Source organism: Gilvibacter sp. (genome assembly GCF_965601605.1).
Classification (GTDB): Bacteria; Bacteroidota; Bacteroidia; order Flavobacteriales; family Flavobacteriaceae; genus Gilvibacter.
This window is the reverse complement of sequence record NZ_CBFCWJ010000040.1, coordinates 1-15,291: the sequence shown is the minus strand read 5'-3', so window position 1 is coordinate 15,291 and position 15,291 is coordinate 1. Positions and strand designations below refer to the sequence as shown.

The following is a 15,291-nucleotide window of genomic DNA, read 5'->3' as shown; positions in this document are numbered from 1 at the left end:
CGCTTTTGTTTTAATTCTTTCGACGGTTTTGCATGGCTTGCAACAGGCGTCTTTTAAATTCTTCTTCTGCGCGTTTGAGGCGTAATATCTGTTGAGGTGAGACGACTCCTTTTAAATTGGCCACAAGTTTTTTACGTTCGTTGAGCATCTCTTGTTCCCAATTCATCAAATTCTCAATCAGCGCATAGGCATCATCGTCTGAAATGGAACCACCGCCGAGTCTTACTTGACGCAAGGCCTCTCTTTGCTGACGCCTGATGTTTTCCATAGCCTTTTCAGACTGATTGTAAATGGGCCAAAACTTTTGGGCTTGATCTGCACTCAGGTCTAAGGCATTGGTGATAAACGCCGTTTTCTGAGCTTCAATCTCTCCAGGATTGGGCCTTTGTCGCTGCGCATCGGCAGAGAAACTGCTCAGCAGTAAGCAAAAGATAAATATGTAGTATAGTTTTTTCATAGTGTCTGTCTTCAAAGTTAGGAAACTATCATTCCTCGTAGGTGGTTATTAAATCAATATCATCAAGGTTGTCTAGAAGGTAGGTCTCAATGGATTCATCTGTTAATGATTCGTCACTAAACAAGCTGCTTTCTAAATCTTCCTCAGAGACAAAGTCTATCAAATCAGCGTCTGTAAATGCAATGGCATCACTGTTTACATAGGCTTCAAGAGTATCTGTGTCTATATTGTCAAATGCTAAAGTATCTGTGGTGGTATTTCCAGAATTAGTCACCAAACTCACGATCAATACCACAGCTGCAGCTACAGAGGCTACCGCGAATAAGCTACGTCTGCTAAATAATGAGATCACCTTAGGTTCTGGCTTTTGCAATTGAGCAATCACTTTCGGTGTTAGGGTCTCGAAATAACCATCTGGAGTCACAAAACCTGGCGTAGTTACCAGTTCGCGAAGTTCTTCTTCCGCAATACGAGCCTGGACGCTGGCCTCAAAGCCTTCAAAGTAGCCTTCAGGGATTCCGTAGGGATTTGTGTTGTTATGTGAGTTTTCCAAATTCATGATACTGCTCTTATGACTGTTTTTGTCATCAAAGGTTTAATCTGCTTTCAAGTGGGCGGTTATTTTTTTTACGGCGATGTGGTAGGAGCTTTTTAAGGCTCCCACAGAAGTGCCCAGAATCTGAGACATATCGTCGTATTTCATATCGTCAAAGTACTTCATATTAAAAACCAACTGCTGCTTTTGCGGCAATTGCGCTATGGCTTGCTGTAATTTAAGCTGAATTTCATTTCCTTCAAAATAAGGATCGGCGGCCAAGTTTGCTACCGCCTGTTGTTGTACTTCCTCATTTCCAGTCTCCATGCGTTTGGCTTTCTTATTGAGAAAAGTAATGGCTTCATTGGTGGCAATTCGGTACATCCAGGTATAGAGCTTACTTTCTTCTTTAAAGGAGTCTATGCTGCGGTAAACCTTGATAAAGGTGTTCTGGAGGACATCATCAGTGTCGTCATGGGAATACACCATTTTTCGGATATGCCAATACAAGCGCTCCTTATACTGCTTCATAAGGGTGCTGAAGGCAGCCTCCCGGGTTTCGGGAGCCTTTAATTCCGATACTAAAGTAGATTCAGCAATCAATGGTAGTGGTTTACCCTTATGACTACAAGGTATCAAAAAGGTTTAATCTGGGGTCTAAAATTTATTATCAGTAGCAATTAAAAGGAGCAAAATAGGTGAATGCTGTAGTCCAAAATAAGGGAAACACATAAAAAAGCAGATAAAAAGTTAAAAATCATCGATAAAATGCAATAAATATTTTTTTGTAGGAAAAATATTTCTACATTAGCCGTCAAGAACATTCTTCTGTTCACTAAATGTAGCCCCAACTACTTTAGTTATTTTACGAAAACGGGCTTACCGCGGGGGTTTGCCCGTTTTTATTTTGTCTATACTCAAGCTTTTTTGTTCTCTTGGTATACTAGAATATTTGTAGGAAAGAATAGACTACTTCAAATAAAACATCGATGAAATGCATAAAAAATAAGATTAAATGCATTATTTTTTTGGAAAATTAAAACCCGCTTCCTACATTTACACTGTTGTTAATTAAATCATACTGCTGTTGTGAGCCCCAAATACGGCAGCAGTTAAAAAAAAGAGCAGATCGAAAGATCTGCTTTTTTTTTGTTTGTATGTGCTGAGTGCGTTAAGCGCCTAAAGACTGCATGGAAACCAAGCTGTGATAGATCCCTTTTTTATCCAACAACTGTTGGTGGGTTCCCTGCTCAGCAATTTCCTCCTTTTTGTAATACCACGATATGATCGGGCATTCTTGAATGGTAGATAGTCGGTGCGCAATCACAATGGGAAGTTCTGTTTTGCATCATGTTCTCCAATGCATCCTGCACCAAACGTTCGGATTCTGTATCTAGGGCCGAGGTGGCTTCATCCAAAACCATAATTGGCGGGTTTCTTTAAAACGGCACGAGCAATGCTGAGACGCTGCTTTTGTCCTCCGGAGAGTTTATTACCGGCATCTCCAATATTGGTTTCAACGCCTTGCGGTTAAGTCCTTTACAAACTCCCAGGCATTAGCCACTTCTAAGGCGCGATGCACTTCTTTATCCGTAGCGTCTGGCTTTCCTAAGAGCAGGTTGTTTTTAATGGTGTCATTGAATAGGATGGAATCTTTGTGTAACCAATCCCATAAGCCCTCGCAGGGAAGCTTTGGTTAAGTCTCTAATATCCGTTCCATCAACGCTGATGTCTCCCTTTGTTGACATCATAGAATCGTGTTACTAAATTGGCAATGGTAGATTTTTCCGCTACCAGATTGCCCCACCAAGGCTACACTTTGCCCTTTTTTAACCTCTAAATTAAAGTCCTTGAGCACATACTCCTCTTCATATTTGAAGGAGATATTGTTCAAGCTGATGCTTTGCTCGAATTCTTTTTTATCTACGGCGTTGGGTTTGTCTTCCAGTGATGATTCTGTGTTTAGGATCTCTAAAACACGCTGTGCGGCTGCGTTTCCACGTTTTACGCTGTAGCTCGCCTTACTGATCGCTTTCGCCGGAGTGAGGATGTTATAGGCCAATCCCATATAAGCGATAAAATCACTGCCATCCAAAGTACCATCGATCAAAACCATACGTCCGCCAAACCAAAGCAGGATAGCAATCACAAAGATCCCCAAGAATTCAGAGGTCGGGGAAGCGAAATTCTGTCTGTTGAGTAGCTTATTTGAAAAGTTGTAAAAGCGCATGGTAGAGGCCTGAAACTTCTTATTAAAAGCTCCTTCACCGTTAAATCCTTTGATCACTTTCAATCCGCCTAAAGTTTCTTCAACAATAGATAGGAAGGTTCCTTGTTCTGCTTGAACACGATCGGACTTTCGCTTTAATGATTTTCCGATGCGAGAAATTATGAATCCTGATATCGGAATGAACACAAAGACAAAAATGGTCAGCTTGCCGCTAATGAGCAGCATGGTAATAATGGTAAACAAAATGGTCAGCGGCTCTCTTACGATCAACTCCAGAATAGAAAGGAAGGAATGCTGAATCTCCTGAACATCATTAGAGATTCTAGCAATAGTGTCTCCTTTGCGTTTTTCTGAATAAAAGGCAATGGGCAAGCGTGTGATCTTATCGAACAAGGCGTTGCGGAGATCCTTCAATACACCGTTGCGCAAGAACGTGATGAAATACATCGCCAAATAATTGAAGATATTCTTAAAGAAGAACATCACAATCACCAGACCGATCACCAAGATCAAGGCCTTTGAGGCATCGTCTTGAGCAAATTGGTCTACCTGATAGGCCATATACTGTTTAAAATAGTCCACTGTATCTGCTATACCGGTATACTCTGGTTTTTTAGCAGTGCCAGGCTGTCCATTGACCAGCTCATTTTTAAAGAGCACGTCCAACATTGGAATCAGCGTGACAAAAGATAAGGCGCTGAATAATGCGTAAAAGATATTACACACTATATTCCCCAGAGCGAAGCGCTTGTAGGGGCGCGCGAAAGAGATAATCTGTTTAAAATATTGCACTAGCGCAGATTGAATTGAGCTGCAATGCGATCCATTTTGTCTAGCAATGCGGCTTGCGTTTTACGATAATTGCCTTCCCAGGGCGCATTGGCACTGAGATAGAATTTGATCTTTGGCTCGGTACCACTTGGGCGGGCAGCCACTTTGGTTCCTTGGTCGGTCCAATAGATCAAAACGTTCGACTTTGGCATGTCGATGGGGGTTTGAGAACCGTCAGGGTGCGTGCTCACACTGTATTGATAGTCATCAACGCGCACTACGGATTCTCCAATAATTTCTTTTAAAGGGGTTTCTCTTAGGGACTTCATCATGGCTTGAATCTCTTCTGCACCAGACTTCCCTGGTTTTACAAAGGAGATCAATTCTTCCTGATAAACTCCGTACTTTTTATAAAGCTCCACGGCATAGTCCAATAAGGTTTCGCCTTTGGCTTTTTGTTGGGCAGCGATCTCACAAGCTAACAAACTAGCGGTCACAGCGTCTTTATCGCGAACAAAATCGCCTACCATAAATCCGAAGCTTTCTTCTCCACCACCAATTAAATTGCGTTCAGGCATGTCCTTGACCATTTTGGCAATCCATTTGAACCCAGTCAAGCCCAATTCACACGGCATGCCGTAATCTGCAGCCAAAACGCCCATCATGGGAGTAGAAACAATGGTGGAAGCTATATAATCTTCGGACTGAATTCCGCTGCTGGCTGCTTTTTGCGCCAACAAGAAATGTGTTTTGATAACCATGGCTTGATTACCATTCAAAATGGTCATCTTGCCATTTTCATCGCGCACGGCAATTCCTAAACGGTCCGAATCTGGATCGGTCCCAATAACCATGTCTGCTCCGGTGTCCTCGGCTATTTTCATGGCAATAGAAAGGGCTTCTGGCTCTTCTGGGTTGGGAGATTTAACCGTTGGGAAATCTCCATCTGGAGTCGCTTGGGCTTCTACGATCTGCATCTGTGAATAACCCGCACGGGTCAATACTTCTGGAATCACGGTAACTGAGGTTCCGTGTAAAGGGGTAAAGACCACCTTCAAGGCTGCTCGCTGTTCTGGCGTGGTATCTTTCATCCCGTTTTCCAATGAAGCTGAGATGAAAGCCTCGTCCAGTTCAGTATCTATATTGTGGATCAAGTCCGCATTACCTTTAAATTGAATGTCGGTATAGGCCAATTCATTGATCACAGCAATGATCTCTTTGTCTTGCGGCGGCACCAATTGACCTCCGTCTTGCCAATATACCTTGTAACCATTGTATTCCGGCGGATTGTGCGATGCTGTCAAAACAATTCCGCAGTGACAGTTCAAATGCTTTACCGCAAAAGAAAGTTCTGGAGTAGGGCGCAGGTCAGAAAACAAGAACACCTCGATCCCGTTGGCAGAAAATACATTGGCAACTTCTGCCGCTAAACTTTTACTGTTGTGACGACAATCATAAGCAATAGCCACTTTTAAAGATTCACCAGGGAACACCTTTTTGAGGTACTGAGAAAGACCTTGGGTATTCTTGCCTAAGGTGTATTTGTTGATCCGGTTATCTCCCGGTCCCATAATTCCACGCATGCCACCAGTTCCAAAAGCTAAATTCTTGTAAAAGGAATCTTCCAAGCCTTTGGGGTCGCTTGCGATCATCTCTTTGATCTCCTGTTGCGTAGTTTCATCAAAAAACGGAACCAACCATTGGTTCACGCGCTCTAAAATTTCTGGTGCTATGTAAATCATTGCTATGAATTATTAACAAAGGTACAATAATCGCCCTGTTAGGGGCACTTTTTTAGAAAAGCTTAAAACTCTTGTTGGATTGAAATTAGAGGGGTAAATAGAGTAAACGTCTATCGGATTTACCAAAAATAACACAATCCTGCGGTATTTTCGAGTACCAACCTATGAACAATGAAAAAATTGCTATTACTAATCGTGGGCGGTTTGCTTTTTGTGCAATGCTCCGATGATGACAAAGCCATTGATCTCGTTTTTGAAGGCGTGACCAATGGTTCCTTTTTGCGCACCGTAGATTTTGTCCAAGCTGATTTTAATATCAACGATCCCGAGAGTCGTTTCAATGCTGTTGTGGAACAACAAGACGTTGAGGAAGGCGACTTGCTGCGAGAGATTGAAGTTTATGCGCAGTATATAGATCGTGATTCGGACAATGGGAATGTTCCGGATACCGAGGTTCTTTTTGATGTTATTAAAAAGGAAGACATTGAAACGGGGCCGGTTGGATTACCTCGATTTAATCTCGATTACAGTTTAAATGAGGTTTTAACTGCTTTGTCAGTACCGCTGTCCGCATCCAGTTGTGGGGACCAAGTTGTTTTGCGTCTATTGATTCGCTTAGAAGATGAACGCACCTTTACGGTAGGCAGTGGCGCCTCTTGTATCATTGCTTTTGAGACCTTTTTTAGTTCGCCCTACAGGTATGCAATTCCATTGGTGGAGCCCATTGCGCCTGAGTTATTCACAGGAACCTACCGATACAGTAGTGTGGTGGATGGTCCTTTTGGACCTACTTTTGGTCCGCCTCATTTAGTACAAATTACTACGGGTGCCAATCAAAACGTGAGGGAGATCCGTTTTCCCGGCCCGCCGGAATCACCTACTAACGGCCGTCCGCGTGTGTTCTATTTTACTGTGGGTTGTAATGAATCCTTCTTTTGGGAAAACCAACTGCGCAAGCTCAATGCAAATTGTAGTGAGCGGGCAGACGATATCCTTTTGGGACCTGATAGTGAGAACGCCCCTTTAGATCCTTTAGAGGATTCTGTGTTCGAATTGTGGCTCGTAGAGGGCTATTTAGGATTTGACGGCAGTACCGGAGTAGGTACCGTTCCGTCGCGAATCCGCCTTGATAAACAGTAATAAAACCAAATCTGATCCTTATATTTAACCAAAAATTGCACCCTTTGAAACGCGTAGTATTCCTATGTTTACTTTTACTCGTGAGCCTGGCTCATGGGCAACGTGAAGCCGCCAATTGGTTTTTTGGCAGCAACGCGGGCTTGGATTTCAATTCTGGAGAACCTGTGCCGCGTTTGGATGGTGTTCTCAATACCGTTGAGGGTTGCGAGACCATTTCAACACCAGAAGGCACCTTATTATTCTACACAGAAGGGCGCAATGTATGGAATCGCATTCACGAGGTCATGCCCAACGGTGAGGATCTCAACGGTAGTTTTTCGGCTACACAATCGGCTTTGGTAATTCCACAGCCGGGTACTACCAACCTCTATTATATTTTTACTTCTGACGTGGTTCAAGCTTATCAAGACGGTGGAGCGGGTAACGGTTTTAACTATTCTGTGGTCGATATGAATTTGGGTGGAGGTTTAGGTGATGTCACGGAAAAGAACATGAATCTTTTGCCTCAGGGTTCCGAAAAGATCACCGGTGTCCGTGCTGCAGACGGCGAGAACTATTGGGTGATTACCCATTATGAAAATCGATTCTACGCCTATTTTGTTAGCGATACAGGATTGAATCCTACTCCTGTTATTTCAACTATTGGTCCCAATATCAACGACTTCAACAATATTCGCGGCGCGATAAAATCTTCTCCGGATGGAGATAAACTAGCGGTAGCACATTCCATATTCCAGCCCAACTTTACGGGACAGTTCCTTTTGTATGATTTCAATACAGAAACTGGTGTGGTGAGTAATGAAATGGTTCTAGGAACCGATTTGGTGTTTTATGGGGTAGAATTCTCTGCGGATTCTTCCAAGCTCTATGCCAGTGGAAAAACCATTAACGGTGACACAGGGGCTACAGAGAACATCAATATCATTCAATACGATCTTGAAGCGCCAGATATAGTAGCCTCAAGATTTACGGTGGCCGACATTCCCAATCCATTCATCAGTGATTTGGCCGGGACGCTGCAGATTGCTATTGATAAAAAGATCTATCATTCTATTCCGAATAACAATCTTTCGGTGATCCGAACGCCAAATTTCCCGCGTTTAGATAGTGATTTTAGGTTGTATGATACTGATTTGGGTGGTCGCTCCACCAAATTTGGATTACCGCCATTCATTCAGTCTTTTTTTGAAAGTATTGTAGATATTGAGAATTTCTGCTTGGGAGATGAGACGTCATTCACCATCACTTCTGATGAACCCATAGTGGCAGTCAATTGGAACTTTGGCGATCCGGCCAGTGGGGCGGCAAATACCTCCACTTTGATCAATCCAACACATATTTTTAGTGGCCCGGGGGTCTACACAGTGACTTTAGATGTCGAGTACGAGACGCGTCCGACCCAACGTTATATTGAGTTTGTAGAGATAGGTGATGCGCCTATTGTCAATAGCGGAGTGCAACTTGTACAATGCGATATTGATGGTATGGACGATGGAATCTCTCGTTTTAATCTCAATGAAGCTTTGACTGAACTCATTGGGGATCCTCGTGGATTTACGGTGAATTTCTTTAGAACCTTAGCCGATGCCGAGAACAATGAAAATGCATTACCCGAAATTGGCTACGAGAATGAATTTAATGGGCAGGTAGTCTATGTGCGCGTTTTTGAAAATGCACTCTGTTTTGCTATCGCGCCAGTGACCTTGATCGTAGAACCTATGGCCTATGCCGGAGATGTCACCCTAGTGGCATGTAATCGCAGTGACAATCCGGATTTTGAAGCTATTGTGGATCTAGTGGATTTTGAAGCTCAACTCTTGGAACTCTATCCAGGAGCGGATATCAGCTTTTACGATACACGCGAAGATGCTTTGTTGGAACTCAATCCTTTAGTGGATCAGGTTCAGTTCACAGCTTTTGACACCGAATTGGCAGTATACTATAGAGTTGAGTATAATAATGATTGTGCCTTTATTGGTCGCATTATTCCAGACATTCGGCCGGTTCCTGAAGCTCAGGATATAACTATTGAGATCTGCCCAGACGAGGATGAGATCATCCTTGATCCAGGTGATTATGCGGGCTACTTATGGGATAACGGTGAGACTACGCGCACTATAGCAGTGAGTGATCCCGGGGTATATGTGGTTGATGTCTTTAATGGCGTGGGCTGTAATACAACGGTAACGGTTAATGTAGTCGCCATACCTGTACCTGCAGAGATCGCTGTGATAGTTGCTGATTTTCAAGATCGAAATACGGTGACCGTAGAGATTTCAGAAGAAGGTCCATGGCAATATCAATTGGACGGCGGACTCCTGCAATCTGGAAATGTGTTCAATGATGTTTTAGCAGGCCCAAGGCGTGTTGCAGTCTATGCGCAAGATTGTTTGATCTATGAAGAAGAAATTTTTGTGGGCGGCGCCCCCAACTATTTTACACCCAATGGTGACGGTTTCCACGACCTCTGGCATATCTTCAATGCTCGTGAATTCCCGGGAGCCACCATTAAGATCTTTGACCGATACGGGAAAATTCTAAAAAATCTAAGGCACAATCAATTGGGATGGGATGGAACCTATCGCGGTAATCCAATGCCGTCTAGTGATTATTGGTATTTGATTGAGTTGCCTGATGGCAGAAGCGCTCGTGGTCACTTCTCGTTGATTCGGCGTTAGATCGTCTCGCTGATGTAGTAACGATCTTTTCTGTCGCGATTGCGTAGCACCATCTCTCCGATGAATCCGGCCATAAAAAACTGGGTTCCCATAATCATTGCAGTCAAGGCGAGATAGAATTGTGGACGTTCTGTGATTAAACGTCCAGTTTTGTTCAAAAACAACTTGTCAATCCCTAAATACAAACTAAAGAGGAAGCCAATCAGCAGCATCAAAGCTCCAATAGCCCCAAAGAAGTGCATTGGGCGTTTGCCAAAGCGGGAGAGGAACCAAATGGTGATCAGGTCTAAAAAGCCGTTAATGAAACGTTCCATACCGAATTTGGTAGTACCGTACTTTCGGGCTTGATGCTTGACCACTTTTTCGCCGATATTATGAAAACCAGCATTTTTTGCCAAAACTGGAATGTATCGGTGCATTTCACCAGTGACTTCAATGGTCTTGGTAACCGTGCTTTTGTAAGCCTTAAGTCCGCAGTTAAAATCGTGCAGTTTTACACCAGAAGTCTTGCGTGCGGCAAAATTAAAAAGTTTGGAGGGCAGATTTTTAGTAACCGTATTGTCGTAACGCTTTTTCTTCCAACCTGAAACCAAATCGTAATCCTCCTGCTCAATCATGGCAACGAGCTCTGGGATCTCTTCTGGGTTATCTTGAAGGTCAGCATCCATGGTAATGACAATATCTCCTTCAGCAGCTTTAAAACCAGCGTGCAGAGCCTGAGACTTGCCGTAGTTTTGCAAAAAGCGAATCCCTTTGACCTGCGGATTCTTTTCTTGCAATTGTTTGATGGTCTCCCAAGAGCCATCTGTACTTCCGTCGTCAATAAAGAGAAGTTCATAAGAAAAACGATTGGACTCCATCACTGATGCAATCCAATCGTGTAATTCTGGTAACGATTCTTTTTCGTTAAGTAAAGGTATTACTACCGATAAGGTCATAGAATCGTGTTATGCCATTGGGTTGTTGCGCTTCATGATCAAACCAGTGATCAAAGAAGTAATGAATCCCATGAAAAGTGTTCCAACAATACTGATGGTAACCATGATCCAAGGCTGGGTGAAATTTCTGGTCATTTCCATCGCGGCGTCCATTTGTTCTTGCGGCATGTCTGGTTGACGCTCTAACATTTGAACCTGTGCATTTTCTACTACTTGATCAACAAAACCAGGTTCTACAACAGTAATGAACAAGTACATCCAAACTGCACCAATTAGTGAAGCGATCAAAGTAACTCCCATACCGGTCTTAAGGGCTTCCCCAAGACTCATATAGCCACCGTTTTGCTTTAGAAATGCCTTATAGCCCATTACAATTGCACCGATCATAATTGCAACTCCTAAAACTGTAGACCACCATGGTCTTTCCATATAAGTGTTCGTTACATAAGTGAGTACGCCAATTACAATTGAACCTAATCCCCAAAGGGCACCGTAATTCAAGGCAATGTTTTTAACCGAAGGTTGTGGATTTTCCATACGAAGAAGTGTTTAGTTTGGTTGGTTAGTACACAAAGATAAGAATTCGTTACACTTCAAATTCTTTTCAAATCAACATCAAAAAATAAAAAAGAAAGCTTGTACATTGATAAAAGATGATTAAATTTGCAACCTCAAAAATGTGAAGTTTAAGATATAACGAGATGAAAAAAGGAATTCACCCAGAAAACTACAGATTTGTTGCTTTTAAGGACATGTCAAACGATGATGTTTTTATCACCAAGTCAACAGCCAATACCAAAGAAACAATCGAGGTAGACGGAAAAGAGTACCCATTGGTGAAGTTGGAGATTTCTAGAACTTCACACCCTTACTACACTGGTAAGTCTAAATTAGTTGATACTGCTGGTCGTATTGATAAGTTCAAGAACAAATACGCCAAGTACAAGAAATAAACGAAACGTTATTATTTTGCAAGGAGCCTTCGAGAGATCGGAGGCTTTTTTTGTTAGCTTTACTCTCAGAAAAAAGTCTTTATGAACTACATACTCTTTGACGGCGGTGTACGGGATCAATTGTTACCTTTTACCTTTACGCGTCCGGTTGCAGATATTCGAGTAGGAATCCTCACGATTCGTGAAAAATGGGAGCTGTTATTGGGCTACACTACAACGACCGTTACAGAAGATTATTTGTCAGAGAAATTTCCAATGGTGGAGATGGAGACCAATATTTTGATTAACGGCTCATTTTTGCCATCGGATAATTTAGCGGTCATTGTAAAAGGATTGCAACCAGGACAAGCTATATTCTATGAAGACGAGCCCCTGGCTTTCTTTGCTGCTGAAGGGGAGGAAGTCGATTTTGATGCTGCGGAGGTAATCCAATACAGCTATGATGATGTGATCCGTATTGCCAATACTTGGGATATCTTTAAGTACAACGCCGCTGCCATTGCTAGAGATTTTGAATGGTTGACCAGGGATAAAAAATCCCAAGCTTTAGAGCCTGGCGTTCATGTTATCGGTGATCCAGATTTGGTGTTCATTGAAGAAGGAGCAAAGGTTTATCTCGCTTCGTTGAATACTACTGACGGGCCCATTTACATTGGTAAAGACGCTGAAATTATGGAAGCTTGTGCCATTAGAGGGCCTTTTGCGCTCTGCGAGCATTCCACTATTAAAATGGGCGCAAAAATTTATGGCGGAACCACGGTAGGGCCACATTGTAAAGTAGGTGGAGAAGTCAGTAATTCTGTGCTTTTTGCTTACAGCAACAAAGGGCATGAAGGCTTTCTAGGTAACTCCGTTTTAGGAGAATGGTGTAATATGGGAGCCGACTCTAACAACTCCAACTTAAAGAACAATTATGCGCCAGTTCGTCTTTGGGATTACAGCACAGAAGGCTTTGCCAAAACTGGTCTTCAATTCTGTGGGCTGATGATGGGTGATCACTCCAAATGCGGTATCAATACTATGTTCAATACCGGAACAGTGGTAGGAGTGAGTGCCAATATCTACGGTGGAGGTTTTCCGCGTAATTTTATCCCGAGTTACAGTTGGGGCGGTTCATCTGGCATGGTAACTTACAAGACCAATAAAGCTTTTGAAACCGCAAAGGCCATGATGGGGCGCCGAAAGGTAGAATTCACTGAGGCTGACCAAAAGATTATGGAGGCCATCTTTGAGCAGACCGCTAAATGGCGTCGGGATTAGTCTTTTCTTTTTAATTCCCTAATAATTTAGAGTGTTCTTCGCTTAATGCTTTGCATTTTGATGTGATGCAGAGGTTATTCTTCGCACCTTTTTCAGAAACTTAGGTTGATAATTTCAATTTGATGAATTCCGACTTGGACAAGTTCTTAAGTTCTAGAATTTGAGTTAATTTTATTTGGGGAGGGGTTGGAAACCCCCAAATTTTCACACCGTCCATTTCAAAACCGAAAAGCCGCTTTTAACCATCTTCTTTAACTAAAAATATTGGCTTAGCGAACAAACATCATATAATAGAAAAAGCCCACGATCACTGAAAAGATTACACTAAAGACAAACAACTGTTTTAGAAAGAGCTTTCGGCGCGCTTCTTTGACCTTTTTTTGAAAAGCGGCCATTTGCGCTGGATTGAATTTTTTGTAATCCTCAAACTTGCCGTAAGTGGAAGAATTTAGGCTTTCTTTTTTATCAAAACGTGTCTTTCGATTTCGCTTATTGTTTTTAAGCGAAGTAACCATTGCTTGAATGACTCCAAAACTCATTTTATTTACGACCAAATTTTCTGAAGGCCTGTGCTGTCTGATATGATCCAAAAACAATGGAAATCCTGCCTAAAAAGTCTATTGCGCCAGCCCAAAACCCAATTTCTAAGCCTTGAAAAGAACTTAATTTATGTGCAGGATTAAAGAATATCCAAAATTCAGATAGATAATTATCTATTGCGTAGTTCACACCTGAAAAACTCGCTCCAAATTCTAAATTTGGCGAAGCCAAAACAATAAAAATAGGAAATAGGATGATAGCCATTCCTATTGTGAAGAAGACCCCTCTTATCCAGTCGGTACCAAAATTGTTAGAGAGTTGAGACAAGAATAATACCATATAATCAGCATATTTCTTAGAATCTCGCTTTTCTGCGAGTACACTGTTCATTTCCCTTTGATGGAATTCTAAAGAGTTTATATAGTCGTTTTTTCTTAGGAACTGTTGTTTTAGTGTCTTACATGTTAGAGAATTTGAAATTTTGATTTTGTCGTAAATAAAATGTAGAGGGTCATTAAAAATAACATTAGATAGAATTATCTCATTAAAATTAGAACATTCAATTGAACACAAGGATTTAAAAGTAACGTCTGTTATATTCAGGTTAAAGGCTTGTAGATCATTTCGGCGGCATTTTAAATCGAACATTGCATTGAAATTGCTTCTTTTTATTTCTAAGCTTGGCCATCCAGATACAGCGAAGATTACATTCTTTGAGAAATTACAATCCTGAACAGTAATTATTGAATTAGATTTTCTATTTAATTGATTTTCGTAAGCTTCAATTTGAACCAGACTAGAAAATGTACATCCTCTAATGTTGAGTCTGTCATAATCATTCATTGTTTGTATGTTAAAATGACAAGGAGTTGGAAAATTACAATTTTGAACATCCAACTGACCACCATTTTCAAGAGTTATATTAAGTCCAGACTGAAATGTACAACTGGATATAGTGTAGACATATGTATAAAGGTCGTCATGTATAAATTCTGGAAGAGATATGCTTATAGCTAGTTTTACATCGGTATCTGTTATACGAAGACCATAGAATTCACACTCATTCAGATGAATTCGATGTTCCTCAAACAATGCAATTTTACTTAAGTTAGTGTCAAGCTTAAATGAACAAAAGCTGAAAATAGAGTCTCTTGCAGTTAAATTTTCTTCAAACGGCGCAAAGTCAAATTCTCTCTCGAGGAAATTCTCTCCCTTTTCCCAAGCGTCCATGAACTCCTCTTTAGATATAGGTGTAAGATTTCTTTTCATCTTAATTCTTTTTAACCCGCTTCAACACTAAGAAATTTTGCGGGTTGATCCCGAGGCCTTCCACGTCTTTACTCACAAAACGCAAGGCCATATCGTAATATAATGGTACTACTGGAGCCTCATTGGTTACAATAGAATCCAGTTTTTTATACAGAATCTGTCGATCAGCTATGTCCGGAACATTGAGTGCCCTTTGGTATAAACTGTCAAAAACAGCACTTTTAAAGTGGGTGTAATTTGGGCCGTTGGGCGTGAAATTCTTACTGTAGAATAGCGAGAGGTAATTCTCTGCATCCGGATAATCTGCAATCCAACTGGCTCTAAATATGTTGAGTTCTCCACTGGATTTCATCTGACGCAGGGTAGAAGGAGGCATTACTTCTATTTTAACCCCTATGCCAATTTTTTCCAACTCGCGTTGGATGTATTCACAAAAGTCCAAGTACTGGCTGTTGGTTCCTATGGTGATCTTGGGATGCATATCGCCCGTTTCCTTTTTGTATTGATTCAAAAGCTCAAGGGCTTTTTCTGGGTTATAGTTGTAGCCTATAGCTTCGTTATAACCCGCAAGACCTTTAGGTATAAAGCCTTGTTCCGCTGGAATACCAACACCATTGCGCAAATAGGTGATCATTTTTTTGCGATCAAATCCATAATTGATTGCCTGTCTAAGCGCTTTAGACTGCAAAATACTTGTGCTGTCGCCCAAGAACAGGCCCAAATATTCCGTATTTAAAAATGGACTCTTTAGCAGGGTAACTTGCTCTTCATACTTAGG

At 41.7% G+C, this 15,291-nt stretch carries 13 protein-coding genes and 1 pseudogene; 4 read left to right on the top strand and 10 right to left on the bottom strand.

Features of this window, described 5'->3' with window-relative positions; all coding sequences use genetic code 11:
• Positions 1-10: 10 nt before the first annotated feature.
• From ACSLP7_RS11550 to ACSLP7_RS11530, 5 genes and pseudogenes are all read right to left on the bottom strand, one after another.
• On the bottom strand, positions 11-457 hold the full coding sequence (locus ACSLP7_RS11550; protein WP_435579448.1) for a Spy/CpxP family protein refolding chaperone: 447 nt from the start codon (positions 455-457) through the stop codon (positions 11-13).
• A gap of 28 nt (positions 458-485) precedes the next feature.
• Positions 486-1,016, bottom strand: coding sequence for a hypothetical protein (locus ACSLP7_RS11545; RefSeq protein ID WP_435579447.1), 531 nt, complete (start codon positions 1,014-1,016; stop codon positions 486-488).
• A gap of 36 nt (positions 1,017-1,052) precedes the next feature.
• Positions 1,053-1,595, bottom strand: coding sequence for an RNA polymerase sigma factor (locus ACSLP7_RS11540; RefSeq protein ID WP_435579446.1), 543 nt, complete (start codon positions 1,593-1,595; stop codon positions 1,053-1,055).
• A 568-nt stretch (positions 1,596-2,163) separates the two neighbouring features.
• A pseudogene (locus tag ACSLP7_RS11535) lies at positions 2,164-4,014 on the bottom strand (ABC transporter ATP-binding protein).
• Positions 4,014-5,735, bottom strand: a complete 1,722-nt coding sequence (locus ACSLP7_RS11530; RefSeq protein ID WP_435579445.1) for a phospho-sugar mutase — start codon at positions 5,733-5,735, stop codon at positions 4,014-4,016. The pseudogene ACSLP7_RS11535 and the gene ACSLP7_RS11530 overlap by 1 nt, the downstream one beginning before the upstream one ends.
• Positions 5,736-5,906: 171 nt before the next feature.
• On the opposite strand from ACSLP7_RS11530, the gene ACSLP7_RS11525 reads away from it, so the two are divergent.
• Positions 5,907-6,875 carry a hypothetical protein gene (locus ACSLP7_RS11525; RefSeq protein WP_435579444.1) on the top strand — a complete coding sequence of 323 codons (969 nt, stop codon included), beginning with the start codon at positions 5,907-5,909 and terminating at the stop codon, positions 6,873-6,875.
• 44 nt (positions 6,876-6,919) lie between these two features.
• Positions 6,920-9,553, top strand: a complete 2,634-nt coding sequence (locus tag ACSLP7_RS11520; RefSeq protein ID WP_435579443.1) for a T9SS type B sorting domain-containing protein — start codon at positions 6,920-6,922, stop codon at positions 9,551-9,553.
• On the opposite strand, the gene ACSLP7_RS11515 is transcribed toward ACSLP7_RS11520, so the two are convergent.
• Positions 9,550-10,491, bottom strand: a complete 942-nt coding sequence (locus ACSLP7_RS11515) for a glycosyltransferase family 2 protein (protein WP_435579442.1) — start codon at positions 10,489-10,491, stop codon at positions 9,550-9,552. The genes ACSLP7_RS11520 and ACSLP7_RS11515 overlap by 4 nt on opposite strands.
• A gap of 9 nt (positions 10,492-10,500) precedes the next feature.
• On the bottom strand, positions 10,501-11,028 hold the full coding sequence (locus ACSLP7_RS11510) for a DUF4199 domain-containing protein (protein ID WP_435579441.1): 528 nt from the start codon (positions 11,026-11,028) through the stop codon (positions 10,501-10,503).
• A gap of 164 nt (positions 11,029-11,192) precedes the next feature.
• Here ACSLP7_RS11510 and ACSLP7_RS11505 point away from each other — a divergent pair, with 164 nt between their 5' ends.
• Positions 11,193-11,444 carry a type B 50S ribosomal protein L31 gene (locus tag ACSLP7_RS11505; protein WP_272833292.1) on the top strand — a complete coding sequence of 84 codons (252 nt, stop codon included), beginning with the start codon at positions 11,193-11,195 and terminating at the stop codon, positions 11,442-11,444.
• A gap of 81 nt (positions 11,445-11,525) precedes the next feature.
• Positions 11,526-12,704, top strand: a complete 1,179-nt coding sequence (locus tag ACSLP7_RS11500) for a GlmU family protein (RefSeq protein WP_435579440.1) — start codon at positions 11,526-11,528, stop codon at positions 12,702-12,704.
• A gap of 269 nt (positions 12,705-12,973) precedes the next feature.
• Here the strand turns inward: ACSLP7_RS11500 and ACSLP7_RS11495 are convergent, their stop codons facing one another.
• The 3 genes from ACSLP7_RS11495 to ACSLP7_RS11485 all read right to left on the bottom strand — a co-directional run.
• Positions 12,974-13,243 (bottom strand): hypothetical protein, encoded by a 270-nt coding sequence (locus tag ACSLP7_RS11495; protein WP_435579439.1) that lies wholly within the window; start codon positions 13,241-13,243, stop codon positions 12,974-12,976.
• Position 13,244: 1 nt separating this feature from the next.
• The gene (locus ACSLP7_RS11490; RefSeq protein WP_435579438.1) at positions 13,245-14,513 is read right to left on the bottom strand and encodes a hypothetical protein; all 1,269 of its coding nucleotides are present in this window, start codon (positions 14,511-14,513) and stop codon (positions 13,245-13,247) included.
• Between the two features lies 1 nt (position 14,514).
• Positions 14,515-15,291, bottom strand: a 777-nt coding sequence (locus ACSLP7_RS11485; protein WP_435579437.1) for an ABC transporter substrate-binding protein, incomplete at its 5' end; no start/stop codon positions are given.